A 24,235-nucleotide genomic window follows, 5' to 3' on the forward strand; every position below is an offset into this window, starting at 1 on the left:
TGTTGGGCAAACGGCTCGGGCTCGGTGAACAGCGCGTTCCACAGCGCGATAGGCCAGCGCATGTTGAGCGGCCAGGGAATGTCGCTGGGTTTATTGGCCGCGTCCGACGCGCCGACGCCTTGCATGAAGAACGCATACAGGGCGCGAACGTCGTCGTCGCTCAGCTTGCTGTACGACGGATACGGCATCGCCGGGTAAAGCCGGCGTCCCTCAGGGGCCACACCATGGCGCACGGCGCGATCGAAGTCCGCCAGGCTGTAGTGGCCGATGCCGGCCGTGCCGTCGGGGGTAATGTTCGTTGCATAAATGGCCCCCAATGGCGTCGCCATTTTCAGCCCGCCAGCAAAGGCAGGGCCGTCAGGCAAGCTATGGCAAGCCACGCAGTCACTGGCGCGGGCCATGTACTCGCCGCGCTGGATCAACGCGGGGTCAACGCCACCTGCGCTGCCCGCCGCGTCAAAGGCTGTCGCCGGCACCCGGGTGCCGAACCAGACCAGCAAGACCAACACCACCAAGGCCAGTGCGCCGGCCGCTTTTGCAAAATGCCGCTTGCTCATGGACACGTCTTCCCTGTCAGGTCGGTTGGCTAAAGGTGTAGCTGGAGAACGGCATGCTGCGCAGGCGTTGGCCGGTCAACCTGGCCACCGCATTGGCGACCGCCGGCGCCACGGCCGGCAGTGGTGGTTCACCGATGCCACCCATTTTCGCGCCACTCTCCACCACCTGGACGTGCACCCGCGCCATGCGGGCAGGCGGCAGAATTTGATAGAGGTCGTAGTTACGGGCGCGCGGCTTTCCGTCGATGTACACCGTCTCCTCCACCAATGCCTGCGACAACCCCAGCGCCACCGCGCCATTCACTTGCGCCTCGACAATGGCCGGGTTCACGATGCTGCCAGGGTCGATCGCCTGCCAAATGTCGTGAACCTTGACCTGGCCCTTTTCAATCGACACTTCAGCCACCACCGCCGTCTCGGTGCCGAACGGCGACGCCATGGCCACACCCCGCGCGCGCCGCGAGCCGTCTTCAGCCGTGAACGGCCCGCGCTTCCAGCCGCCGGATAACTCCGCGACCGTCTTCAACAAATGCGTTAAACGCTCGTTACCCTGCAACAGGTGCAAGCGCAGCTCGTAGGGGTCATGGCCGCCCTTGTCGGCCAGCTCATCCAGAAACGCCTCGTAGAAAAAGTCGTTCAGCGAGTTGCCCACCGAACGCCAATAGCCAAGCATCACCGGGCCTTTGACGTAGATCTGCGCGATGCGCCGGTTGGGAATGCCGTACACCTTGCCGGTCAGGCCTTCGAGGGCGGTCGGGTCGAGCTCAGCACCTTGCTTGCCGGCGAGCCCCTCGGTGGGTCCTTCGGTGGCGCTCACCGCTTCAATGGCAACGGGCAGGCCCTTGTCATCCAGCGCGGCGCGAAACTTCACCACCGCCATGGGCCGCAGCGCATCGCGCAAGAACTCTTCTTCACGGCTCCAGATCAGCTTGATCGGGCGGCCGACCGCCTTGGCCAACTCAATGGCTTGCGGATACGGGTTGGCGGTGTCGTACAGAAAATGCCGGCCAAAAAAGCCACCCAGCAACGGGGTGTGCAGCGTGATTTTCGCCGGGTCCATGCCGGTCCGTTTGGCGATATCGGCGAGGAAAAAATCCTGTGCCTGGTTGGGCAGCCACACTTCCAGGCCGCCATCGGGATTAAAGCGCGCAAGGGCCGACGGGGGCTCAAGCTGGGCGTGGTTAACGTACTGGTTGTGGTAGGTGGCTTCGACGCGCGTCGGCGCTTTAGCCAATACGCCGGCGAGGTCACCTTCGTTCTCGGCGTCACGCCCCGGCCCCGGTTCATTGGTCAGTCGCTCAACATGCGCCGCCGTGGAGAAGTCGGCGGGCATCACCCGCAGCGGCGAATCCGCAGCCGGTTCCTGCCACTGCACCTGAATGGCTTCAACCGCACGCTTGGCGTGCCACCAACGCTCGGCGACGACTGCCACGGCGCCAGGCAGGCGGTGCACCGAGTGAACCCCCTTCATTGCCTTTACCTGCGCTTCGTTGCGCAACTCGCCGACCGTCATGCCCAGTCGTGGCGCATGTTGCACGGCGGCGTGGAGCATGCCGTCCACCTGCAGGTCGATGGTGTACAGCGCCTTGCCGGTGGACTTGTCGTAACTGTCCAGGCGGCGCACCGGCTTGCCGATCCAGCGGAACTGGCTGGGGTCGCGCAGCGTGATGCTGTCGATTGCCGGCACAGCCAGGTCGAGGGCAAGACCGGCCAACTCGCCGTAGCTCATCGAGCGCCCGGAAGCCACATGCAGCACATGGCCAGGCTCGGTGGTCAATTCGCCAATCGGCACGTTCAAGCGTGCGCTGCCGGCTTGCAGCAGCATCGCGCGGGCCAGCGCGCCCAGCCGGCGCATGGTGGGGTAACTCATGCGCACCGACATACTGCCGCCGGTAATGCGCAAGCCGTTTTCCATCACCACATAGGCCTCGCCGGGCGGCGCGCTTTCCACAACAAAGGTGGATGGATCCGCATCCAGTTCCTCGCCAACGATCTGCGCCATGGCGGTATAGGTGCCCTGCCCGCCTTCAATAAACGGGCACAGCAAGCGCACGGTGTTGTCCGGACGAATTTCCAGAAACGCACTCACCTGGGTGCCCGCCCCCTGGCGATCGGCTGCCATCGCCTGCATGCGCGCGGAACCCAGCGGTACGCCAAAACCCAGCACCAACGCGCCAACTGCTGTGCCTGCCGAGGCCACCAGAAAACGCCGACGGGATAGATTGATCGGCGCACCCAGCGCTGCGTTATCAAGGGGCGTACTCATCAGACGTTCTCCCCGGCAGGCGCCGCAGCGGTCGCGACGTCGGTCGCCAGTGCGTGCACCGCCGCATTAATGGCGTTGTAGGTGCCGCAGCGACACAGATTGACCATCGCCGCACTGATCTGGGCATCGCTCGGTTTAGGGTTGTGCTTAAGCAACGCCGTGGCCGCCATCACCTGGCCAGACTGGCAGTAGCCGCATTGGGCCACTTGGTGCTCAACCCACGCAGCGACCACCCGCTTGCCGATTTCATCGGCTTCGATCGCTTCAATGGTTGTCACCTCGCGCCCCACCACGCCGGCCACCGGCGTCACGCACGCGCGCACCACGTTGCCGTCGACCAGCACAGAGCAGGCGCCGCATTGCGCCAGACCGCAGCCGTACTTGGTGCCGGTCAGCCCCAGGTCGTCGCGGATCACCCACAGCAGCGGCGTGTCCGCCTCTGCGTCGACCTGATAGGTTTTATGGTTTATGCGCAGTTCCATGGCTCACCTGCTATCACAGTTAGATGGTTAGAGCGCTGGCATTCGAGTGCCGGCATGCCCGATGTAAGACGTTAGCACTGCGGCTGCGTATGCACGCTTGGAAAGGTCGATGCAAAGCTTTGCCGGTATCTTCAACGCAGCAGTGCGCTATTTGTTAGCGCGATTCTGCGCCGGCCTTGCCCAATCCTGCCGGGTGCTCGTGAACTGTTATTAGGCATGGGTTACCGACGAGCGTGGCGTTAACCCCGTTAAGAGCGCGGCGAGCACCAACACCACAGCGCTGGCGATAAACGTGCTTTGGTAACCCAGCGAGTCATACAGGACGCCGCCCACGGTGGAGCCGAGGGCTATCGAGAGTTGAACAATTGCCACCATGAGGCCGCCTCCGGCCTCGGCGTGATCCGGCATGGCGTGCGCAATCCAGCTCCACCACCCACGGGCGCTGCCGTTGCGATAAAGCCCCACAGTCCAAGCAGTACCGCTACAGCCACAACCCAGGTGCCGGCGGGAATCAGCGCCAGCGCAACAACGGCCATCAACAGCGCGATAGCACTCAAGGTGCCGTAGAGGCTGCGTTTGAGGACGAAGCCAATCAGCGTTGTGCCGCAAAAGCCCGCTACGCCTATCACCAAAAGCAGCAGAGAAAGGGTCGGTACGTTGACGTGGGTGACCGTTTCCAGAAACGGGCGCAGGTAGGTGAACAACGCAAATTGGCCCATAAAAAACAAGCCGGCAGCGGCCATACCCATCGCCACAATTCGGTTCTTCAGCAGTTTGAAAACATTGCCAGCGCCCGCTGAACGCTCCTGCGTTGCCATGCTCGGCAGGCTTACCCACTGCCAAATCAGGGCAATTAACGCGACCGGAACCAAACACAAGAACGCGCCACGCCACCCCACAATTGAGCCCAGATAACTCCCCAGCGGAGCGGCCACTACGGTCGCCAGGGCGTTGCCGCTGTTGAAAACAGCCAGCGCCCTGGGCACCTGTGCGGCTGGCACCAGGCGCATGGCGGTGGCTGCCGACATCGACCAGAACCCGCCAATTACTATGCCAATCAGGGCGCGCCCAACCATGTAGATGAAATAGTTCGGGGCGAGCGCCACGATGGCGCCCGACACGGCCATCAAGCCGGTTAGCGCCAACAGCAGTGTCTTTCGGTTTACGCTGCCGGCAATCCAACTGATCGACAGACTGGCCAGCACCGCAAACGCGCCAGAAATGGCGAGTCCCTGGCCGGCCAACCCTTGGCTAACGTGCAGGTCGTTTGCCAACGGCGTCAGCAGACTGACGGGCATGAACTCCGAGGCGATCAGCGCGAACACGCATAGCGTCATCGCATACACGCCGCCCCAGTGTGCGGCGCTGGTGGCAGTAGTGCGGCTGGCGGTGGATGGCATCTGAACGTCAACGGTTTTGGAGCTGACCTTTTGCACTGTCACCTTGTCGCTGTCGAAGAAATTGTCTGCACCGTGGGACATGTCGGCTCCTATCGCGGTGAATGAACTGAGTAGAAAGCCGAGCATTACGAACAGCCTTTTCACGAGGCTTCCTTTTCAGGGGAGCGCTAGCGGCGACCAGTGTTACGCACTAGCAAGATTTTGATTAGCTAATGAGTGCTTAATGCGGATATAACCTCACCTAATCAATCGACCGAGCGTATTGGCTATGGCTAAGCCCAATTTCAACGATCTGCTGGCTTTCGTGACCGTGGCGCGGGTAGGCAGTTTTACCCGCGCGGCCGTGCAGCTTGGGGTGACGCAATCGGCAGTGAGCCAGGTGGTTTCGGCACTGGAGGCGCGCCTGAAAATTCGCTTGCTCACCCGCACCACGCGCAGCGTTTCGCTGACAGCGGCAGGCGAGCGGCTACTGGAAGCGGTGGGCCATCGCTTCGATGAAATCGAAGCCGAAGTGGAGGCATTGACCGAGTTGCGCGACAAACCCGCCGGTACGGTACGCATCACCTGTGGGGACAACATCATCAAGACCACACTGTTGCCCAAGCTGACCCCTCTTCTGCAGATGTACCCGGACATCAAGCTTGAATTCGATATCAACTATGGCTTTCGCGACATCGTCGCCGACCGCTTCGACGCCGGCGTGCGCTTCAGTAATACGGTGGCCCAGGACATGATTGCCGTGCCAATCGGGCCGGCGGTGCGAATGGCCGTAGTGGCATCCCCCAGCTACTTCGCCCAACACACCGCCCCCAAACACCCGCGCGACCTGGCAGCACATCGCTGCATCGATATTCGCTTTCCAACCTATGACGGGGTGGACGCTTGGGAATTCGAGCGTCAAGGCAAGAAGCTCAAGGTGCGGGTAAGTGGCCAGTTGGTGTTCAACTCCACCACCCATATTGCCGATGCAGCGGTGAGCGGGCTGGGCATCGCTTACCTGCCCGAGGATGAGTTTGCCTCACACCTCACCGAAGGGCGGCTTGTTCGGGTACTGGAGGACTGGTGTGAACCTTTCAGCGGCTTTCACTTGTACTACCCCAGCCGCCGCCAACCCTCCCCAGCCTTTTCGCTGGTGGTCGATGCATTGCGGGTTGATCGTTTGCCGCCGGCTGGCGACCTGATCAAAGCGGATGGCTGAGACTCCTACTTCGACAGGGGCCCGACACCCTTCCCTACCTCGCTTATACCGAGGAGTTCGGGCTGGGCCGCCCGGCGGCACCAATCAGTCTTTTGATAGGAATAGGCAATACTCAAATCCAATCCGGCATAGTCCCCCGCCTCCCCTCGCCCTAGCATGGCCGCACCTCAACGCTTCAGGAGTGCGTGCCATGCAAACCGTAAAAACCGTCTTTATCACCGGCGTCAGCAGCGGCTTTGGCCAGGCGCTGGCGACCGAAGCGCTCGCCCAGGGCCACCGTGTGATCGGCACCGTGCGCAGTGAATCAGCCCTGACCACCTTCGAAAAGCTATCGCCGGAGCGGGCCCATGGCGTGGTGTTGGACGTCACCGACTTCGACGCCATCGACGCGGTGGTCGCGTCCGTTGAAGAGCAATACGGGCCTGTGGATGTGTTGGTCAATAACGCAGGTTATGGCCACGAGGGGATTTTCGAGGAGTCGTCGCTGGAGGAAATGCGCCGCCAGTTCGATGTGAACGTGTTCGGCGCGGTGGCGGTTACCAAGGCGTTCGTGCCGTTTTTCCGCCAGCGGCGCGCCGGCCACATCCTCAATATCACCTCCATGGGCGGCACCATTACCATGCCGGGCATCGCGTATTACTGCGGCAGCAAGTTTGCCCTGGAGGGCATCTCCGACACGCTGAGCAAGGAGCTGGCGCCTTTCAATATCTTTGTCACGGCCGTCGCGCCGGGGTCGTTTCGTACCGACTGGGCAGGACGCTCAATGCGGCGTACGCCGCGCAGCATCTCTGACTACGACGCGAGTTTTGACCCGGTGCGCAAAGCCCGCGAGGAAAAAAGCGGCCATCAACTGGGCGATCCGCAAAAGGCTGCACGCGCCATGCTGACGATTATCGCCAGCCCCGCTCCACCGGCTCACCTCCTGCTAGGCAGTGATGCCCTGGCCCTGGTACGTGACAAGCTACAGCGTACGGTGGAGAGTATTGAGCAATGGGAGACGCTCAGCCGCTCCACCGATGGTTGAGCAGGAGTGTGTAATGGCTAAAGCTAAAGACCCAAGCACGGCGCGGATGGTGCAGCTGATGAGTCAACTGGCGCCGCTGGAAGGCTACAACCTGAGCCCGCTGGATGATGTGCGTTTTCTGCGCTCCAACCGGCCGCTGACGCGCACGCCGGTGTTGTATGAGCCTGGCATCGTCATCCTTTGCCAGGGGCAGAAGCGTGGCTACCTGGGCGAAGACATCTACGTCTACGACGCCCAGCATTATCTGGTGGTATCGGTGCCGGTGCCCTTCACCATGGAGACCGACGCCAGCGAAGCGGAGCCGATGCTGGCGGTATACCTGCGGCTGGATTTCACCCTGGCCGGCGAGTTGATTCAGCAGGTGGACGAAGTGCGCGGTTTTGCGGTGGCGCAGCCGATGGGCATGTATGCCTCGCCCATGGATGAACCGCTGCGCCAGTCAACCCTGCGGTTTCTAGAAGTGATGGGCGACCCCACCGACGCGCACATTCTCGGTCCGGCCCTGCTACGCGAGCTGTACTACCGCATTCTCACCGGCGAACAAGGCGGCACCCTGTGCGCGGCGATTGCCCAGCAGGGCCAGTTCGGCAAGGTGACGCGCGCTATTCATAAAATTCACAGTTGCTACCACGAGCACCTCGACGTCGAAGCGCTGGCCCAGGAAGCGCAGATGAGCGTGCCCAACTTTCATCTGCACTTTCGCAAGGTGACGGATAGGTCGCCGATGCAGTACCTCAAGTCGACCCGCCTGCATCAGGCCCGCTTGCTGATGCTGCGCAACGACCTCACGGCCGCCAAGTCGGCCTTTCTGGTGGGCTATGAAAGCGCCTCGCAATTCAGTCGCGACTTCAAGCGCCTCTTCGGTCGCACGCCGCTGGCAGAGGTGTCGTGGATGAAGCAGGCCTACGCATTGCCGGCACCCACGTCGCCCTCGCCCTTCGTATCGTCGCACTAACCCTCAGCTCCGCCCCACCACCGGCGCATGCTCGGCCATCAGTTCCACAATCCAGTCGATAAACACCCGCACCTTGGCACTCACATGGCGGTTCGGTGGAAACGCCAGGTACATCGGCATCGGCGCCATCTGCCAGTCTTCGAACAGCGTCAGCAGCTCGCCGCTGGCCAGGTGCGGTTTGGCCATGTAGTGCGGCAGCCAGAGCGCGCCCAGCCCCGCCAACCCGGCGGCGAGGTAGGCATTGCCGTCGTCGACGGTCAGCACCGGGCGGCCCTGGGCCTCGATGCGCTCTTCGCCGCGCTGCATCACGTACGGCAAGGTTTTGCCGGTGCGAAACCACAGATAACCCACGGTGTTGTGCTTGCCCTCGTCCAGCTCGCGGGGGTGGGTGGGCGTACCGAACCGTTGCAGGTAGCCCGGTGCGGCATACATGCCCAGTTGCAGGTCGGCCACGTGCCGCGCCACCAGGGATTGATCGGTGATCTCGCCGCCACGCACCACGCAATCGACGTGCTCGCCAATGATGTCGACCCGCCGATCACTCACGCCCATGGTCAGCTGAATTTCCGGGTAGCGCGCATAAAACGCCGGCAACGCGGGAATCAACAGCATGCGCGCCAACGGGCTGGGCACGTCCACCCGCAGCCGGCCGCGCGGGGTTTGCGAGGCGCTGGAGAGGCTGGTCTCGGCATCGTCCACATCGGCCAGCAGCCGGGTAACGCGCTCGTAATACGCCGCGCCATCGGCAGTGACATTCACCTTGCGCGTGGTGCGGTTAAGCAGACGCACCCGTAGCCGCGCTTCCAGTTGTTGCACCAGTTGGGTCACGCTGGTTTTGCTCATGTGCAGGGTGGCGGCGGCCTTGGTGAAGCTGCCGGTTTCCACCACTCGGGCAAAGGCCTGCATTGCGTCGAAACGGTCCATTGGGTCGCTCACTCAAGGGCTGATTGTTTGGATTCTACAAACAGTCATGACCAGAGTTGCTGGTTTATCCAGCCCGTCGGTGTTTTTAAAGTGGCTCCATCGTAAACAGCGGGCCGTGTTGGCCCTGAAGGAGTTCTGCCATGACCAGCCCACGTGACGTAGTTTTCCCGCCTGACCGCCATGCCCTGTACGAACTGCACCGCTACTCGCCGGCCATTCGCTCCAACGGTTTTCTGTTCGTGTCCGGCCAGGTCGGCAGCCGCAAAGACGGCTCGGCCGAGCCGAACCTCGCGGAACAGGTACGCCTGGCCTTCACCAACCTCAACGCGATTCTGGCCGCAGCCGGCAGCAGTTTTGACGATGTGGTGGACACCACCATTTTTATGGTCGACCCGGATTCCAAGTTCGAAACCATCTGGGAAGTGGCGGCCGAATTCTGGGGGCAGGCGCCCTTCCCGACCGTGACTGCACTGGGCGTGACCTGGCTGTCGGGCTTTGATTTTGAGATCAAGGTGATTGCGAAACTGCCGCAATAGTTGGGTTGAGGGGCCGGCATCTAAAACCGTTTTTTGCGGCAGACAGCAATCGGCCGGAAGCAGCACCTCTTTGTCCTTTACCCAATTGGCGGATCAACACAGTCCCTTCTGGCCGTTTTCAGCCGGTCACGAAAGGCCTCAATCGACCAAGGAGCCGACGTTCAAGTGTCAGCCAGTAGTGCTTATTTGGCGTAGCGAAAATATTCCTGCCTTCATTTCTTTCAAGGGCAACCTTGGTGGTTTTCCTGGCTGAGCCAATGAGGTAACCCAGCGTGTCACATGCGCGGCACTGGGGCTTGCAGCAGCAAAGACTTATCTACTGTGCTGGCCATTAAAGGCTCTGTCATCTAGCGTCGGTAGTGTGACGACGCCAGGCTCTAGTCCGCACATTAGCGGACAGAAGTGGCATCAACTTTGCCTTTGAAAACTGACTCCATGGACAGCTAACGAAAGGATTCGACCATGTCGCAGCCTGCTGTATTGCGCGCGTTTTTCACCCTTGCCCTATTACTCCCGTGTGCCGGGAGTTTCGCCGCGTCGAACGCGGACCTGATCACTTACCCCAAAGACCAAAACCAGTACCGCTCAGTGCGTCTGCCCAACAACATGGATGTGATGCTAGTGCACAGTGCCGGAGCAACCCATGCGGCGGCGAACGTGACCGTGCAAGCTGGCAGTGCACAAAACCCCGCAGACCTTCCGGGGCTGGCGCACTTTACCGAGCATATGGTGTTTCTGGGCAGCGAGCGCTTTGCAGACCCCAACGGCTACTCCACATTCATGAGCAAGGTTGGTGGCAACTTCAACGCCAACACGGAGACGGACTTCACCAACTATTACTTCCGTGTTCCCCAGGCCGCCCTGGGGGAAGCATTGCAGCGGTTGAGCGCAACATTGGCCGTGCCGCTGTTCGATGTGAGTTACGTGGACCGCGAGCGCCATGCCGTGGACGCCGAGTACCGCATGCGCATGGATGACGACAGGTTTCGGCTGATGGACGTTCTCGGGGAAATCATTAACCCCGCACACCCGATGGCACAGTTCCAGATGGGCAACCTGACTACGCTGGGCGGCGATCCACAGGTGCTGCGCCAACGGGTTAGCGAGTTCCACCAGCGCTACTACAGTGCCAACCTGATGAAACTGGTGGTCAGTGGCCCACAGTCGCTGGACGAACTGCAAGCCTACGTCAACGACAGCTTCGCGTTGATGACCGACCGACGCCTACCAGTGCCCGCTACCGACCAGACGCTTGAGCGGCCCGGTCTGTTTCCAGGCGAGCTACAGATAAAATCGATAAAACCGAACAACGAATTGTCCTTCCTGTTCGTGGTGGGCAATGCCCCTTCGGACCGCAGTAACAACACCTTGGCCTTCCTGCTGAGGCTGCTGAACAACCAAGACCCCGGCGGCCTGCAACACAGGCTTAAACAGGAGGGCCTGGCGCAAAACGTTGGGGCTGGTATGGCCAGGACGCGGGCAAACCAAAGCATAGTCACCATTGAGGTGGCTGTACCCATCGGACAGACCCCCGACTTTGCGCGCATCCAGGCCACGGTGTTTGGTTATCTGGACGAGATCCGTAAAAAAGGTTTGCAGGATTGGCGGTACCAGGAAACGGCGAACCTGACCCGCCAGCGTTTCGAGCAAAAGCGCCCCAGTGATCCGCTGGAGCACGTACGCCTGATCGCCATAAATTCCCGAGAGTACCCGACCCAGGATTGGCTCTACGGGCCTTATCGCATGGAGCATTTCGACGCAGCGCGTGCCACAGAAATACTGGATGCAATGACGCCAGAGAGGCTACTCAGGGTGTGGCTGTCTCCTGATGCTGTCACCGACAAGACCTCCAAATGGTTCGCAGGGCCTTACCGTTTCCAACCGATAACACACTGGCCCGAAGCGACACCGATTGCGGGCTTTGCACTGCCCGGGAAAAATCGTTTTACCGCCGACGACGTGCGCGTGCTCAACGTCAAAGCAGACAGGCCTGCGCTGGCAATCGATAGCACCGGCATGAAAGTCTGGTACCGGCCGGAGCATCAGTTCAACTCGCCGAAATCGGTATGGAAAATCGAGCTGCAAAGCCCGGCGCCGGCCAGTCCCAAGGAGCAAGTCAGGCTGCGGCTGTTCACCAGTTGGCTGCAAGAAGTATTGGCACCTGCGGCTCAACAAGCGGGGCAAGCCGGCCTTGGGACGCAGCTCTCCACGTCACTGAACGGCTTATGGATTGAGTTAAGTGGCTTACGCCAACGCCAACCCATGCTGCTGGGTGAAATCCTCGACGGCGTAGCTCGCCGTCCAATCAGCGCCGCGGAATATCAACGGGTAGCCACCCGACTCAAACTCAGCTGGCAGCGCCAGGAAGGCAAATCGCCGACGCAAAATGTCGGCGAAGCACTAGGGGTGGCGATCTACCCCACCGCCTGGCTGCCGGCTGAAAAGCTGGCCGCATTGGATCAGATGAGCGTGCAAGACTTGGAGAAATGGCGCGGCGACTGGCTCAAGCAGCTACACGTTCGCGCCCTGGCGGTGGGCAACCTGGCACCTGAGGACGTTCAGCAAGTGGCGCACCTGCTGACCGAACACTTGCACCCGACAGTCGCTGCCTCCGCCATACCGCTGTTCCCGCCGCGCGATCTGGCGGCTGACCTGCCTGTGCTGCACCAGCAAACGGATAGCCAGGACCACAGCATGCAGTTGTACTGGCCGCACCCGCAGAAAACCCCCGAAGCGCGGGCAGACACCCTGTTGTTGGCGCATTTGATCAAAGGTCGGTACTACCAGTCGCTGCGCACTGAACAGCAACTGGGCTATGCGGTTGGCGGCTCGGCTGGTTGGAATAACGGGATCGCTTCGCTGATTTTTGGTGTGCAGTCCCACGGGTATACCAGCGATGTATTGCGTGAGCGTACCCAGACCTACTTGCAGCAAATGGATGCCCTGGTAGCGAGCCTGGACCCACAGACTCTGGCGGCGGCAAGCAAGGCATTGGTGGCCAATATGCGAGCCCGACAAACGAGCGCGGACGCCATGGCCAGTAGGTACTGGGCGGATATCAAGGCAGGCGATTACACCTTTGGTTCGCGCAAGCGGCTGACGCAGACTCTACTCGCACGCACTCCCGAACAGGTCCAGGCAGCCTGGAAAGCGATGCGCGGGGCGCCCACGTTATGGGTGGTGGCCGACCCCGGCGTCGCCGCTACGCTGGCGAGTTTCAAACGCACCCCCACCGAGCTGTTGGCGCCGGAGCAGGTCATCCAGGGCAATGAGGTTGCAGGCGCTGCACAAGTGAGCGACGCGAAATGATGGGACACGCTGCATGGCTGCTGACTGTATTGGCGCAGGCGGTACAGCCGACTGTTCATTCCGACTACCTTTAATCAGGCGGAGCACTTGGTATGCATCTCCCCACCCTGACCACCCCGCGCCTGCGCCTTATGCCGCTGCACTCCAAGCACGGCTCGCGCTTAGCCGAGCTAGGTGACGACCCCTTGGTGGCAGCCTATACGGCCGGCATGCCATCGCCTTATACGCTTGCCGCAGCTCTCGACTTTATCGAGCGCTCAGTACTGGCCGCCGAGCGCAAGGAAGACGTTGTGCTCGTATCTTTCTGCACGAGGAAGAACTGATCGGCGTGATCAACCTGCGGCCCTCAGCTCGTCACCAAAGCGGGCATCTTGGCTATTGGATGGGCGCGCCTTATCGCAACCAGGGCTACACCACGGAGGCTGTTCGGCTGGTCATCGAGTTCGCCTTCGACAGCCTGAAGCTGCACCGTGTGCAGACCGCGTGCATGGCAGTTAACGGCGCATCGGCACGGGTGTTGGAAAAAGCCGGACTGCTGCAGGAAGGGGTTAGTAAGCAGGCTTTTTTCAAGGAAGGGGTATTTCACGATCTGTTGCAGTTCGGGGTCATCGGTCAAGACTGGCGCCTGAGCTGATCCGCTCGATTTTTTTATCACGCCTCAGAGAGGGAAACCATGCGATACGTGATTTGCACACTGCTGTCTGTGACCTGTCTGGTTGTGGTGACGGGTTGCCAGCACGCTCCTCAGCACCACCAGGAGCGTGCGCCGAAACATGCCATCGCCATTCAACGGCCAGGGGCCGCCCAAGTTGTAAAGGAGGTAGGGCGCGACCGCTGCAACAAGTTTGTTGATTGCACACCGGCCACAGTCTTTCTCGAGCACCCATTCACATCGTGGGGAACTGGCAGTAAAAACTGCACCTTACCGAAAGTGATTGCCCGCGGTGGCGGACTGACTCCACGCAACGTTGACCCTTTGACGAATGCCAAGGTATGGGTGGCCATGATCGTTCCCCCCGACGGTGGGCGCCCGATGGTTGGGCGTGTGGTGGGCAGCGATGACGAGCGCTTTGAAGCGTCGGCTTATGCAATGGCAATGGAGTTTGTATTCCAGCCGATGATCTGCAAAGGCATCGCCCGTGAGGCCTTTGTAGTGGCGCCGTTCCATTTTGGTCCACGGCCGCTAACGAGTAGATAAGCCGCGGAAATCCAGCAAATAACTGCCGGTCGTGACTAGCTGCGATCCGCCATAAGCAGCCGATTAAAGTCGAAAAAACACGACTCATGCTCAGCAAAACGCATTGGCTTTTTTGTAATGTCCGCAGCGGCGCGAAGGCAGCTATGTTTGAGTAGCTGTTTTCACCCTGGCCTCACCTCGGCTCCTCCAAGCCTAACGTTGGTGGACCGACTACAGTTCAGCTCGGGAACCCCGCTCTTTTGGATTACGGACAACCAATCATGCACCCCTTCTCAAACGTTGTTGGCGTCAGCCTCCTGCTCATTGCCAGCCAGCTCCACGCCGCCCAACCGGCGGTAAAAGCCGCCGCCGAAGACAAGGCTGAAGTTCTGGAGCAAAAAGCCGCAGACAAGGACAGCCTGCAAACCGCTCCTCAAGCGACGCCCCTGAGCAAAACCGATGTCGAGGCCGTCGACCCCGAAGGCAAAGCGCCAATGGACGACGCCATCACTTGCCTCTCCCGGACTATCTACTGGGAAGCCAAAGGCGGTGCGAGCGAAGATATGGAAGCGGTGGCGAGTGTCGTGCTGAACCGTCTAAGCCATAAAGGTTTTCCCGACACGGTGTGCGAAGTGGTCAAGCAGGGCTCAGAAAAAAGTCCCTGTCAGTTTTCCTGGTGGTGTGACGGCCGATCCGATCAGGTTGAGGAGGAAAACCGCTACACCATCGCCAAGGACATTGCCCGCAAAGCGCTCAACCAGGAGCTGCCAGACAGCACAAATGGTGCACTGTTCTTCCACGACCGCAGCGCCTCTCAGGACTGGTCAAAGACTTACATCAAGACCAAGGAAGTCGGCAGTTTCGTGTTCTACAAACCCAAGAATGGGGTGGCACGCTAGTTACGCAGTTGCGCCCGTTAGAGGGGCTATAACGTTTGATTTCGTCTGGCCGATTTTGGCGATCGGCTCATCCCCTATTTACGCACCTCACTCTTGGCAGCGCGTTTCCCGTGGCTATTGCGCCAGGGTAACCGCGGCCGCCTTCGCTGATTTCTGCTTTTTCTCCGCCAATTTATAGGCCACGTAGTACTTGTAGATGTTGCCCACGTAATCCACGGTTTCTCGCCCAACCACGCGGGCTGCGGACTGCTCGACATTGCCAAACCAGATATCCGGATTGAGCCCGGACTTCTCCGCCAGCTTGCGAAATTTACGCAGGTTGCCAGGGCCGGCGTTATAGGCGGCGAAGGTCATCAGCGTGCGGTTCATGGGCGTGAGCTCGGGGTCGTTGAGGTACTTCTCGGCCAGCAGGTGCATGTACTTGGCGCCGGCTTCGATGTTCTTGTCGGCGCTTTGGTCAATGCCTTTGATACCGACTGCCGGGTCCGCTGCGGTGGTGGGCAACAGTTGCATCACCCCGACCGCGCCACGTGGGCTGCGCGCGCCCTGGTTGAGTTGCGACTCCTGAAAGCCCTGGGCCATCAGCATCAGGTGGTCGAACTCATAGGTAGTGGCGTGTTTCTGGAAGATCACCACCATGTCGCGGAATTTTTTCATTTCCGCTTCGGAGGTGGCGTTGAGCACGCGTTTGCTGTTGTTCACGTACTTATTACGCAGCGAGTTACCGAACGTGGTGCCGGTGCGGTGGGTTTTCACAAAGGCATTCAGCTCGGCTTTGAACTGCGGGCTGCCCTTGCGGATGGCCCAGGCGAATTGGGCGTCGGTGTGCAGCAGGGTGTCGTCGTGAATTTTCATCTCTCGGTACAACGGGCTCCACGCTTTGGCGATATAGCGATCGACCACCGTGGTGTCGAGCAGGCCGGCGTTGACCATTTCCAGCAGGTCTTCGGATTCCAGGTTTTCATCGGCCGGTGCAATGTTGATGGGCGCCAGGCCCTTTTCCTTGAAGGTTTTGTTCAGGTTCACCAGGTGCTCGAAGTAGCTGCTGGAAGCGCGCACCGTCACTTCGCGGCCGGCCAACTCCTCCAGGCCACTCAGGGGTTTGCTGCTGGGGCCGGTCACGACCACCTCTTTGACTTCATCGGCAAAGGCGTCGGTAAAGTCCACGGTTTTCTGCCGGCCTTCGGTCACCGTCAGCCCGCCGGCGGCGATATCGCCTGCGCCTTCGAGCAGTTTGGGCATCAGCTCGTTGCGCGCCACCGGAATAAACATCACCCGCCATTGGAAGGACTTGCGGTCATAAGGGTGGCGCTTGTTCAGCCACGCTTCCAGGGCCTTGCCCAACTCATAGCTGATGCCGGATTGCCGGCCGCGATCCACCAGATAAAAGGTTTTGCTGTACGGAACCAGTACGCGTACCAGGCGCCGCTCGCGCATGCCATCAAGGTCGCCCACCCAGTTTTCCGGCACCGGCAGCACCATTGCCTCGACTTCAGCTTCTTCCTTGGCGCTGAGTTCTGCGGGTGGTAACGGGACCTCTACTGCCCCAGCGAGGCGACAAAAAAATACGAACAGCAAAGCACTTAACGCGAGTCCTTTTGCAGGCACTTTACGACTCATTTTTTTCCCCATGCGTGTGAAGGCTGGTACTGACAGAGGCGGGGCTCAGCGCTCCGCTGAACAGGGCGCGCGCCCGTAATGAGCCGGCGATGCAAGGCGCCAACAAGCGCAGCGGCAGGCTCGAGTTTGCAGCGTAGACGAGAAGCCAGAAAGGCGATGCGCGCGCGGTAAAAAGTGCGATCGCCATCATGGGAGCGCTGTCTAGAGCGTGTGCGTTGATCGGATTGACCGCCACCAAGTTGCCGATTCGCCCAGCACTTCTATATTCACATTCGACCTACGGCCTCAGACGACCTTCTTTGCGGGCGCACGCCTGGCTGTGAAGAACCCGCTGATCAGTTTCAGTGCCCGGTACCTTCCGTGGCCCTGGCCCGACCAGACAACCTGATGAGAACACCTCCATGAAAAGTGCCATCGGTTTCGTCGTCAAACGTGTCCTGGAAGGCTTGCTGCTGATCGTGCCGATTTACCTGGCTGTCATCATCCTGATCAAGGGCATGAGCGCCGTCGAACGTCTGATCCACCCGTTCACCCACCTGCTCCCCGAGGGGATTGCCGCCACGCAGGTGCTCTCTGCACTGATGGTGCTGGTGATCTGTTTTCTACTCGGCGCGGCCCTGGAAACCCGCCGCGGGCGTAGAGCGAAAGCCGGCGTGGAGAACGCCCTGCTGGTGAAAATTCCCGGTTACACCTTGTTCAAAGGCCTGACCAAACAGCTGGCCGGTGAAGACGAGCGGGCGTGGCGACCGGCGCTGGTCGAGATCGAGGAAGCACTGGTGCCGGGGTTCATCATCGAAGAATTGCAAGACGCGCGTTACACCGTTTTCGTGCCGTCGATTCCTACGCCGTTCGCGGGCGCCGTGTATGTGATCGAGCGCGGTCGCGTGCATCCCGTGGATGTGCCGTTCACCGAAGCCATTCGGGTGATCACCAAATGGGGGTTCGGTGCCGGCAATATGGTTGCGGCGATGGAGCGCGACAAACCGCAATAGCAAAGAAATATCGAAAACAATGGCCAGCGGATCTCAGGTGGCCACTGAACGTGTTTTTAGTGCTGCGCGGTCGAGCAAAAAGTCAGGGTCGACTATCGTCGTCTGAGTTGCCGAAGGTTGTCGAAGGAAGTGAGTCTGGTCGTATTCGAGCGCGGCAATAAACAAGCGGAGCCAGGAAGTCCCGCAGTGTCAGTCGCGTTTTGCGACCCACAGGCAAAAGGAGCTAGTCAGATGACTCGCATACGCAAGTGGTTACCCGGCTTCGCCCTTGTGGCGACGTCGATCATGACGTTGTCCGTATCCGCTCTGGCGGCCGACAAACCGAACATTCTGGTGATTTTCGGTGACGACATCGGCCAGACCAATATCAGCGCCTACGCCGACGGTGTAGTGGGTTACGAAACGCCTAACATCGACCGTATTGCCCACGAAGGCATGAAGTTCACCGACTACTACGCCGAGAACAGCTGCACTGCCGGGCGCTCGAGCTTTATTACCGGCCAGTCGCCGCTGCGCACCGGCCTCTCAAAAGTGGGCATGCCGGGCGTTCCGGTCGGCCTGCAAGACCGTGACGTGACCATCGCCCAGGCCCTCAAGGCCAAGGGCTATGCCACCGGCCAGTTCGGCAAGAACCATTTGGGCGACAAGGATGAATACCTGCCCACCAACCATGGTTTCGACGAGTTCTTCGGCAACCTCTACCACCTCAACGCCGAGGAAGAACCCGAACGCCCTTACTGGCCCAAAGACAACGCGGCCTTCGTCAAGGCCGCTTCGCCGCGCGGTGTGATTCACAGCTTTGCCGATGGCAAGATCGAAGACACCGGCCCGCTGAACAAAAAAACGCATGGAAACCATCGATGACGAAACCACCCAGGCAGCCATCGACTTCATCGGCAAACAAGTGAAAGCGGACAAACCGTTCTTCGTGTGGATGAACACCCCCGCATGCATGCATTCACCCATGTGCGCGAATCCATGCAAGGCCAGAGCGGCATGCTGGGCAACGAATACGCCGACGGCATGCTGGAGCACGACGGCGACGTGGGAAAACTGCTCAAGGCTGTTGATGACCTGAAAATCGCCGAAAACACGATCGTCATTTACACGACCGACAACGGCCCCAATCAATGGTCCTGGCCGGACGCCGCCACTACGCCGTTCCGCAATGAGAAAAACTCCAACTGGGAGGGCGCGTATCGGGTGCCGGCAATGATCCGCTGGCCGGGCAAGATCAAGGCGGACTCGGTTTCCCGACAAATGTTTTCCGGGCTCGACTGGTTCCCCACCTTGCTCGCCATTGCCGGTGACACCGACATCAAAGACCGCTTGCTCAAAGGCACTGATGTTGGCGGCAAAAACTTCAAGGTCCACCTGGATGGCTACAACCAGCTCGATTACCTGACTGGCAAAGCCGACAAGAGCGCACGTAACGAGTTTTACTACTTCAGCGACGACGGCGAGCTGGTAGGCATGCGCTACGACAATTGGAAAATCGTCTACTGCGAGCAACGTGCGCCGGGTGGCTTGAAAGTCTGGAGTGAGCCGTTCACCTGCCTGCGCGTGCCGAAACTGTTCAACCTGCGCATGGACCCCTACGAGCGTGCCGACGTGGTGTCTGACCAGTACTACGACTGGCTGACCAAGAACGACTACCTCATCTTCGAGGGTACGCAAAAAGCGGCCGCGTTCCTGGAGACTTTTGTCGATTACCCGCCTAGCCAACGCCCGGCGAGCTTCAGCATCGACCAGGTGCGCGAAAGTGTAGATAAACGCATCGAAGCGAAAATGAAGCAGTAGACGTAGACCAAACGCTGCACTCAGCGTCCGCCCGCGGGCGGACGCTTCTGCTGAACTCCTCGCGCAAACCCCGCCCTATGTTTTGCCCGCCTGCTGACGCCAGCGGCGAGGCGACATGCCGCTCCACTGCTTGAACGCACGGCTGAAGGCCGTAAGGTCAGCAAACCCCAGACTCATGGCCAATGTCGTGAGATCGACCGTGCTGTTGCCCAGGTGATATTGCGCGAGCTTCAGGCGTGTGGTCTTGAGCGCAGCGGCAAAGCTGCTGCCTTGTGCCTTCAGACGCTGCTGAAGCACGCGTGGATGCAGCTCGACAAGCTTGGCGACCATGGTGAGGTTGCACTCACCGGTTGGCAGCAACGCGTCAATCGCGCGTTCTAATTGCAGCGCCAGACTGACGGGCGCCGAACGCTGCCAGCCGCTGCGCCACTGCTGGGTGAGGTAACTGCGTCGGTCCCGCTCGACTGCCACCGGCTGCTCCAGCAGACCGAGTGGATAGGTCAGGCCATTTTCCGCTTGGGCGAATTGCACCGTACTGCGCAAGGCCTGCTCGAACCCGGCCGTATTGTTTGGCTGGCGAAGGCGCAGCCTTGTTTCGAGCGGTTGCAGATCGGCGCTGTGCAATTGCGCGATGCCTCGCACGAACTGCGCCAGCGTCAGAGCACTGAGTTGCTCGCAATCGGCCTCATCGGCGAAGGCGAACGCGAAGTGGATGGCAAAGGTGCTGGCAGACGTGCTGATCGCCACGTTAAGCCCCTGGGCGTGGAAATCCATATTCTTCTGCAACAGTTGCAGCGCCTCGCCGACCGAGGTTTGCAGGCACAGGCAAGAACCCAACGCGCCGATTACCTCCAGCCCTTGACGACTTCCCAGGCGCACGCCGAAGTCCGGCGTATTGCAGCGCCGGGCGGCCAGGCGCAGTACGTCGGCCAGCGAGCGGTAAGGCATGTAGAGATCCGGCGATTGCATCACGCCCTGGCTCAACCCGACCTCGCGCAATAGCCGCGCAGGATCCTGGCCCAGTTCGCGGACCAGTTCAGCAAAACCCAGCAGCGAGCCGCTGCGAACGAAGTAGTTCATGGAATGGGCGCTGACGGGCCTCTTGGTGGGTGATTACGCATTCGTGAATAGTCAAGTTTGAATTCGTGAATGGTCAAGTGTTTTACCCAGGCTTTGCATACTCTGACCAGGACTCAAAAGCGCTTGCCCGCCACACCGTGCGCTAGCTGACCGCTGGTTTTGTCTGCCCCCTGGAGCCCATAACAATGACAACAAAACTTCCCATGGCCTTGGTCGAATCGCTGTTCGGACCCCGTCCAGCCGGCGTGGTGATTCCCGAGCCGCCCAGCTTCGATTCCATCGAAGAAGAACGCCGCTACCGCAAAGAACAGCTCGCCGCCGGTTTTCGCCTGTTCGGCCGCTTTGGTTTTTCCGAAGGCGCCGCCGGGCATATCACCGTGCGCGACCCCGAGCGCCCCACTGAGTGGTTCTGGGTCAACCCGCTAGGCATGAGCTTCAGCCGTATCCGCGCATCTGACCTGGTGATGGTCGACCACGAAGGCACCGTCGTGCAGGGCCAAAATGTGGTCAACCGTGCCGCCCTGGTGATCCATTCCCACGTGCATGCCGCGCGTCCCGATGCATTGGCGGCAGCGCATTCGCATTCGTTGTACGGCAAGGCTTTTGCCAGCCTGGGCATTGCGCTGGCGCCCATCACCCAGGATGCCTGCGCCTTCTACGAAGACCACGGCCTGTACCAGGACTTCGGCGGCGTGGCGACCGAAGACGACGAAGGGGTGCGCATCGGTCAGGCGCTCGGCGCGCACAAGGCCGTGATTCTGCAAAACCATGGCCTGTTGACGGTGGGCCAGACGGTCGCCGAGGCGATCTGGTGGTTCATAACCCTGGAGCGCTCCTGCCAGGCGCAACTGCTGGCCATGGCCGCCGGCACGCCCAAACATATTCCGCACGAAACCGCCTTGCGGGTAAGAGCGCAGATCGGTTCGCCCTACGCCGGCTGGTTCCAGGCGCGGCCGCTGTGGGACCAGATCATTCACAGCGATCTCGACCTGTTCGAGTGAACCCTGCCAGGCAGGTGTTGTTGCGCGCTTCCATCCAATAAAAATAAAACGGAAATCTCACCATGAGCCCTACCCAATGGGACTACATCATCGTCGGCGGCGGGTCAGCAGGCTCGGTGCTGGCCAACCGTCTCAGCGCCAGCGGTGCACACCGCGTACTGCTGTTGGAGGCGGGCCCCAGCGGGCGCTGGAACCCGCTTATTGCCATCCCGGCCGGTGCGGTGGCGCTGATGAAGAGTCGGCGTTACAACTGGCTGTTTGAAACCGAACCGCAGCCGGAACTCGGCAACCGCCGGCTGTTCCAGCCAAGGGGGCGATGCCTGGGCGGTTCCAGCAGCATCAACATGGCCGTCAACACCCGTGGCCAACCCTGGGACTACGACGAGTGGGAGCGCCAGGGGTGCCCCGGTTGGGGTTTTGCCGATGTGCTGCCGTACTTCAAGAAGTCCGAGCATTTCGAGCCGGCGAGTGAGCCGGCCGATGCGCCGTTCCATGGCAAAGGCGGCCCCTTGAATATTGCCGAGCGGCGCTGGACCAGCGTGTACGGTCAGGCGTTTCTCAACGCTACCTTGCAAGCAGGCCTGCGCCGCTGCAGCGACCCCAACGCTGCCGAGCAGGAAGGCGCCTGTCTGCAACGGGCCTACCAGAAAGATGGCTGGCGGTGCAGCAACGCTCGCGCCTACCTGAGCTCAGCGCGCAAGCGCCCCAACCTCAGCATCATCACAGGCGCCAATGCCACCCGTGTATTGCTCGAAGGCACTCGCGCCGTAGGCGTGGAATACCTGCGCAACGGCAAACGCTGCCATGCACATGCCCACCGAGAAGTGATTCTGAGCGGCGGCGCCTACCAGTCGCCGCAACTGTTGCTGCTGTCCGGCATCGGCCCGCGCGCCGAACTGGACCAGCACGGTATTGCCGTTCAGCACGCCCTCGAGGGCGTTGGGCAGAACCTGCAGGACCACCTCGCTGTGGTGGTCAACGTGCGCACCCACACTCGCCAAGGGATGTCGCTGCATCCGTCGTCGCTGCTTCGCGGCATACAGGCGGTGTGGCAATTTATCTCCAAGCGCCGTGGGATGCTGACCAGCAATGTCATCGAGGCCGGCGGCTTTATCCGTTCGGTACCAGAAGCCGACATTCCAGACATGCAGCTGCATTGTGCGCCCATCCTGTACCGCAACCATGGGCGCGACATGAAACTGTCCGCGTCCGGCTATGGCTACTCGCTCGCGATCAACGACGGTCGCCCGCTGGCGCGCGGCCATGTCGGGCTGCGCAGCAATGACCCACTGGCCCCGCCACGCATAGACCCGAACTACCTCACCCATGAACGCGACTTGGAGCGTCTGGTTCTGGGCGTGCGGCTAATGCGCAAGATCATCGCGCAGCCGGCCTTCGCCCTGCACAACGACTGCGAAGTCCACCCAGGCCCAGGCGTGCAAACCGAGGAACAACTGCGCGCCTGGGTACGGCAGAACGCCGAAACCGCTTACCACCCGGTCGGTACATGCAAGATGGGCCCGGCAAGCGACCCGCTGGCGGTGGTCGACCCGCGCCTGCGCGTGCACGGCCTGAGCGGCTTGCGCGTTGTGGATGCGTCGATCATGCCGACACTGGTGAACGGCAACACCAATCAGCCGGTGACCATGATTGGTGAAAAAGCAGCCGACATGATTCTGGAAGATGCGCTTGTCTGACGAACTGCGCAGGGGGCCGCTCTGGGTCTAGCGTCGGCCGGGGTGAAATCAAAGGGCAGCTATTGGCCGATTGTAGCCATTCGTGATCGGCAGTTAACGGCCAAACGCAGACAGTCTCGCCTCCCCCTTAAAATCAAAAACATCCCGGCTAACCGGAGCGCTTTTTCCTGCTCTGCCGAAAATGCTCAGCCAACGACACCGCCAACTTGCGATGGCTGTAGCTAAGCCCGCCCAACGAAATGGTCTGATCGGCACCGGAAAAAATCCGCCTAGTTGTGCTGATCAACCCATGGCGAGCCGTAGCCGCGTTGTCGACAAACCTCACCAGAATCAGCTGCTCATCCGGGTCCAGCTTCACGCTCTCGATGTCTTGCCACGCCAGCAACCCCGCACCGCGCAAATCTTCCACGCCTCGCGCATCAATGATCACCGCCGGCTGCAGGTTACTCAGCGCCTCGTACACTGCCTTGGCGAAGGTGCCGCCTACGCAAAACGTGCCGAACGCGGCAACGCCCGCTATCACTTGCACCAGACGGTCGTCGGCCACGCAGAGCACGAACAGGGCGTAGACGCAGGTGCCCAGCATCAGCGCGGTAAACGGCAGGGAGAACATGAGGGTCCAGCGGCGGCGATATAAATTGACCGGGGTGGGCGGCATAACGGGTGGCACCTGATGCTAAGTGGGCAGTTAAACAGCTAGCCCGGCAAGAATCGCCAGTGCCAGGGCTCATACTCAAAACCGCCTGGGTTGTTTCGCGGATACGACAGCTCAAAACCGAACGCACCGGCATGACGGTTCAGCCAGGCAAAGGCCGGCGTGTTTTCGAATTCGGGCTCCAGCGCCACAGCTCCTGGCGTGCCGATATCTATCGCCAGCCCCGTGTGGTGTTCGCTAAAGCACGGCGGTGCCGACACCGCCAGAATCTGCTCGATGCCAAGCCCGGCCTTGAGCTTTCTTTCAATGATCGCCACCTGCCGCTCCACGCTTCGGAAGGCCGACACGATATGCAGCTCCACACCCTCCTCGCTGGCGGCGGCTTTGAGCCTTGCCCACGCGTGCGCGGCGGCCGGTGCCAATTGGTGTTCCCGGCCGTCTGAGTCGCGCTGAGCAATCTGCAACTCGGTGGCTTCGGTACATTCCACCAGGCCTTTGGCACTAATCAGTTCAACAGCAATACCCAGCCGGGCGAGTATGCTCAGGGCGGCGGACGAATAAGGCATGCACAACCTGCTGGTGAGTGAAACACCGCTCTAGCATAGCCTTGAGCCCTCGGTGCAGGGCTAGCGCTGATGGCTTCACAGTGCCAACCGCCTCCAA

General features: G+C 60.7%; 19 protein-coding genes and 3 pseudogenes. 13 read left to right on the forward strand and 9 right to left on the reverse strand.

Going from position 1 to position 24,235, the window contains the following annotated elements:
• The 4 genes and pseudogenes from AC0V2S_RS24880 to AC0V2S_RS24895 form a co-directional block, all read right to left on the reverse strand.
• A pseudogene (locus tag AC0V2S_RS24880) lies at positions 1-557 on the reverse strand (cytochrome c); the annotation flags it as partial.
• 16 nt (positions 558-573) lie between these two features.
• Positions 574-2,823, reverse strand: coding sequence for a xanthine dehydrogenase family protein molybdopterin-binding subunit (locus tag AC0V2S_RS24885; RefSeq protein WP_475512059.1), 2,250 nt, complete (start codon positions 2,821-2,823; stop codon positions 574-576).
• A complete protein-coding gene (locus AC0V2S_RS24890; RefSeq protein WP_475512060.1) occupies positions 2,823-3,305 on the reverse strand; it encodes a (2Fe-2S)-binding protein in 483 nt (160 codons plus the stop codon). The genes AC0V2S_RS24885 and AC0V2S_RS24890 overlap by 1 nt, the downstream gene beginning before the upstream one ends.
• A 210-nt stretch (positions 3,306-3,515) precedes the next feature.
• Positions 3,516-4,705, reverse strand: a pseudogene (locus AC0V2S_RS24895) (MFS transporter).
• A 268-nt stretch (positions 4,706-4,973) separates the two neighbouring features.
• Between AC0V2S_RS24895 and AC0V2S_RS24900 the strand changes: the two are divergent.
• From AC0V2S_RS24900 to AC0V2S_RS24910, 3 genes are all read left to right on the forward strand, one after another.
• Complete coding sequence (locus AC0V2S_RS24900; protein ID WP_475512061.1) at positions 4,974-5,903, forward strand: LysR family transcriptional regulator; 930 nt, start codon at positions 4,974-4,976, stop codon at positions 5,901-5,903.
• 190 nt (positions 5,904-6,093) lie between these two features.
• Positions 6,094-6,927: an oxidoreductase gene (locus AC0V2S_RS24905; RefSeq protein ID WP_475512062.1), complete on the forward strand. Its 834-nt coding sequence runs from the start codon at positions 6,094-6,096 to the stop codon at positions 6,925-6,927.
• A gap of 13 nt (positions 6,928-6,940) precedes the next feature.
• Positions 6,941-7,882, forward strand: coding sequence for an AraC family transcriptional regulator (locus AC0V2S_RS24910; protein ID WP_475512063.1), 942 nt, complete (start codon positions 6,941-6,943; stop codon positions 7,880-7,882).
• 3 nt (positions 7,883-7,885) lie between these two features.
• On the opposite strand, the gene AC0V2S_RS24915 is transcribed toward AC0V2S_RS24910, so the two are convergent.
• The gene (locus AC0V2S_RS24915; protein ID WP_475512064.1) at positions 7,886-8,806 is read right to left on the reverse strand and encodes a LysR family transcriptional regulator; all 921 of its coding nucleotides are present in this window, start codon (positions 8,804-8,806) and stop codon (positions 7,886-7,888) included.
• 140 nt (positions 8,807-8,946) lie between these two features.
• On the opposite strand from AC0V2S_RS24915, the gene AC0V2S_RS24920 reads away from it, so the two are divergent.
• From AC0V2S_RS24920 to AC0V2S_RS24945, 6 genes are all read left to right on the forward strand, one after another.
• On the forward strand, positions 8,947-9,342 hold the full coding sequence (locus tag AC0V2S_RS24920) for a RidA family protein (protein ID WP_475512065.1): 396 nt from the start codon (positions 8,947-8,949) through the stop codon (positions 9,340-9,342).
• 462 nt (positions 9,343-9,804) lie between these two features.
• Positions 9,805-12,651, forward strand: coding sequence for an insulinase family protein (locus tag AC0V2S_RS24925; protein ID WP_475512066.1), 2,847 nt, complete (start codon positions 9,805-9,807; stop codon positions 12,649-12,651).
• Positions 12,652-12,743: 92 nt separating this feature from the next.
• On the forward strand, positions 12,744-12,974 hold the full coding sequence (locus tag AC0V2S_RS24930; protein ID WP_475512067.1) for a GNAT family N-acetyltransferase: 231 nt from the start codon (positions 12,744-12,746) through the stop codon (positions 12,972-12,974).
• Positions 12,975-12,979: 5 nt separating this feature from the next.
• Complete coding sequence (locus tag AC0V2S_RS24935; RefSeq protein ID WP_475512068.1) at positions 12,980-13,285, forward strand: GNAT family N-acetyltransferase; 306 nt, start codon at positions 12,980-12,982, stop codon at positions 13,283-13,285.
• A 369-nt stretch (positions 13,286-13,654) separates the two neighbouring features.
• Entirely contained in the window at positions 13,655-13,849 is a 195-nt protein-coding gene (locus AC0V2S_RS24940) for a hypothetical protein (protein WP_475512069.1), read from the forward strand.
• 260 nt (positions 13,850-14,109) lie between these two features.
• Entirely contained in the window at positions 14,110-14,727 is a 618-nt protein-coding gene (locus tag AC0V2S_RS24945; protein ID WP_475512090.1) for a cell wall hydrolase, read from the forward strand.
• Between the two features lie 114 nt (positions 14,728-14,841).
• Here the strand turns inward: AC0V2S_RS24945 and AC0V2S_RS24950 are convergent, their stop codons facing one another.
• Positions 14,842-16,209: an MltF family protein gene (locus tag AC0V2S_RS24950; protein ID WP_475512070.1), complete on the reverse strand. Its 1,368-nt coding sequence runs from the start codon at positions 16,207-16,209 to the stop codon at positions 14,842-14,844.
• A gap of 539 nt (positions 16,210-16,748) precedes the next feature.
• On the opposite strand from AC0V2S_RS24950, the gene AC0V2S_RS24955 reads away from it, so the two are divergent.
• Both AC0V2S_RS24955 and AC0V2S_RS24960 read left to right on the forward strand, forming a co-directional pair.
• Complete coding sequence (locus tag AC0V2S_RS24955) at positions 16,749-17,339, forward strand: DUF502 domain-containing protein (RefSeq protein ID WP_475512071.1); 591 nt, start codon at positions 16,749-16,751, stop codon at positions 17,337-17,339.
• 231 nt (positions 17,340-17,570) lie between these two features.
• Positions 17,571-19,139, forward strand: a pseudogene (locus AC0V2S_RS24960) (arylsulfatase).
• A 75-nt stretch (positions 19,140-19,214) separates the two neighbouring features.
• On the opposite strand, the gene AC0V2S_RS24965 reads toward AC0V2S_RS24960, so the two are convergent.
• Entirely contained in the window at positions 19,215-20,219 is a 1,005-nt protein-coding gene (locus AC0V2S_RS24965) for an AraC family transcriptional regulator (protein ID WP_475512072.1), read from the reverse strand.
• A gap of 185 nt (positions 20,220-20,404) precedes the next feature.
• Here AC0V2S_RS24965 and AC0V2S_RS24970 point away from each other — a divergent pair, with 185 nt between their 5' ends.
• On the forward strand, positions 20,405-21,220 hold the full coding sequence (locus AC0V2S_RS24970) for a class II aldolase/adducin family protein (RefSeq protein ID WP_475512073.1): 816 nt from the start codon (positions 20,405-20,407) through the stop codon (positions 21,218-21,220).
• Between the two features lie 62 nt (positions 21,221-21,282).
• Entirely contained in the window at positions 21,283-22,917 is a 1,635-nt protein-coding gene (locus AC0V2S_RS24975; protein ID WP_475512074.1) for a GMC family oxidoreductase, read from the forward strand.
• 148 nt (positions 22,918-23,065) lie between these two features.
• On the opposite strand, the gene AC0V2S_RS24980 is transcribed toward AC0V2S_RS24975, so the two are convergent.
• Together AC0V2S_RS24980 and AC0V2S_RS24985 are read right to left on the reverse strand one after the other, a co-directional pair.
• Positions 23,066-23,575: a hypothetical protein gene (locus AC0V2S_RS24980; protein ID WP_475512075.1), complete on the reverse strand. Its 510-nt coding sequence runs from the start codon at positions 23,573-23,575 to the stop codon at positions 23,066-23,068.
• 38 nt (positions 23,576-23,613) lie between these two features.
• A complete protein-coding gene (locus tag AC0V2S_RS24985) occupies positions 23,614-24,138 on the reverse strand; it encodes a M15 family metallopeptidase (protein WP_475512076.1) in 525 nt (174 codons plus the stop codon).
• Positions 24,139-24,235 lie beyond the last annotated feature (97 nt).

The organism is Pseudomonas sp. CC11G (genome assembly GCF_056174845.1).

What these genes read in the sequence shown, in the direction of transcription:
- AC0V2S_RS24885 (WP_475512059.1), bottom strand. Translation starts at nt 2,823, where the DNA reads ATGAGTACGCCCCTTGATAACGCAGCGCTGGGTGCGCCGATCAATCTA.
- AC0V2S_RS24890 (WP_475512060.1), bottom strand. Translation starts at nt 3,305, where the DNA reads ATGGAACTGCGCATAAACCATAAAACCTATCAGGTCGACGCAGAGGCG.
- AC0V2S_RS24900 (WP_475512061.1), top strand. Translation starts at nt 4,974, where the DNA reads ATGGCTAAGCCCAATTTCAACGATCTGCTGGCTTTCGTGACCGTGGCG.
- AC0V2S_RS24905 (WP_475512062.1), top strand. Translation starts at nt 6,094, where the DNA reads ATGCAAACCGTAAAAACCGTCTTTATCACCGGCGTCAGCAGCGGCTTT.
- AC0V2S_RS24910 (WP_475512063.1), top strand. Translation starts at nt 6,941, where the DNA reads ATGGCTAAAGCTAAAGACCCAAGCACGGCGCGGATGGTGCAGCTGATG.
- AC0V2S_RS24915 (WP_475512064.1), bottom strand. Translation starts at nt 8,806, where the DNA reads ATGGACCGTTTCGACGCAATGCAGGCCTTTGCCCGAGTGGTGGAAACC.
- AC0V2S_RS24920 (WP_475512065.1), top strand. Translation starts at nt 8,947, where the DNA reads ATGACCAGCCCACGTGACGTAGTTTTCCCGCCTGACCGCCATGCCCTG.
- AC0V2S_RS24925 (WP_475512066.1), top strand. Translation starts at nt 9,805, where the DNA reads ATGTCGCAGCCTGCTGTATTGCGCGCGTTTTTCACCCTTGCCCTATTA.
- AC0V2S_RS24930 (WP_475512067.1), top strand. Translation starts at nt 12,744, where the DNA reads ATGCATCTCCCCACCCTGACCACCCCGCGCCTGCGCCTTATGCCGCTG.
- AC0V2S_RS24940 (WP_475512069.1), top strand. Translation starts at nt 13,655, where the DNA reads ATGATCGTTCCCCCCGACGGTGGGCGCCCGATGGTTGGGCGTGTGGTG.
- AC0V2S_RS24945 (WP_475512090.1), top strand. Translation starts at nt 14,110, where the DNA reads ATGCACCCCTTCTCAAACGTTGTTGGCGTCAGCCTCCTGCTCATTGCC.
- AC0V2S_RS24950 (WP_475512070.1), bottom strand. Translation starts at nt 16,209, where the DNA reads ATGGTGCTGCCGGTGCCGGAAAACTGGGTGGGCGACCTTGATGGCATG.
- AC0V2S_RS24955 (WP_475512071.1), top strand. Translation starts at nt 16,749, where the DNA reads ATGAAAAGTGCCATCGGTTTCGTCGTCAAACGTGTCCTGGAAGGCTTG.
- AC0V2S_RS24965 (WP_475512072.1), bottom strand. Translation starts at nt 20,219, where the DNA reads ATGAACTACTTCGTTCGCAGCGGCTCGCTGCTGGGTTTTGCTGAACTG.
- AC0V2S_RS24970 (WP_475512073.1), top strand. Translation starts at nt 20,405, where the DNA reads ATGACAACAAAACTTCCCATGGCCTTGGTCGAATCGCTGTTCGGACCC.
- AC0V2S_RS24975 (WP_475512074.1), top strand. Translation starts at nt 21,283, where the DNA reads ATGAGCCCTACCCAATGGGACTACATCATCGTCGGCGGCGGGTCAGCA.
- AC0V2S_RS24980 (WP_475512075.1), bottom strand. Translation starts at nt 23,575, where the DNA reads ATGCCGCCCACCCCGGTCAATTTATATCGCCGCCGCTGGACCCTCATG.
- AC0V2S_RS24985 (WP_475512076.1), bottom strand. Translation starts at nt 24,138, where the DNA reads ATGCCTTATTCGTCCGCCGCCCTGAGCATACTCGCCCGGCTGGGTATT.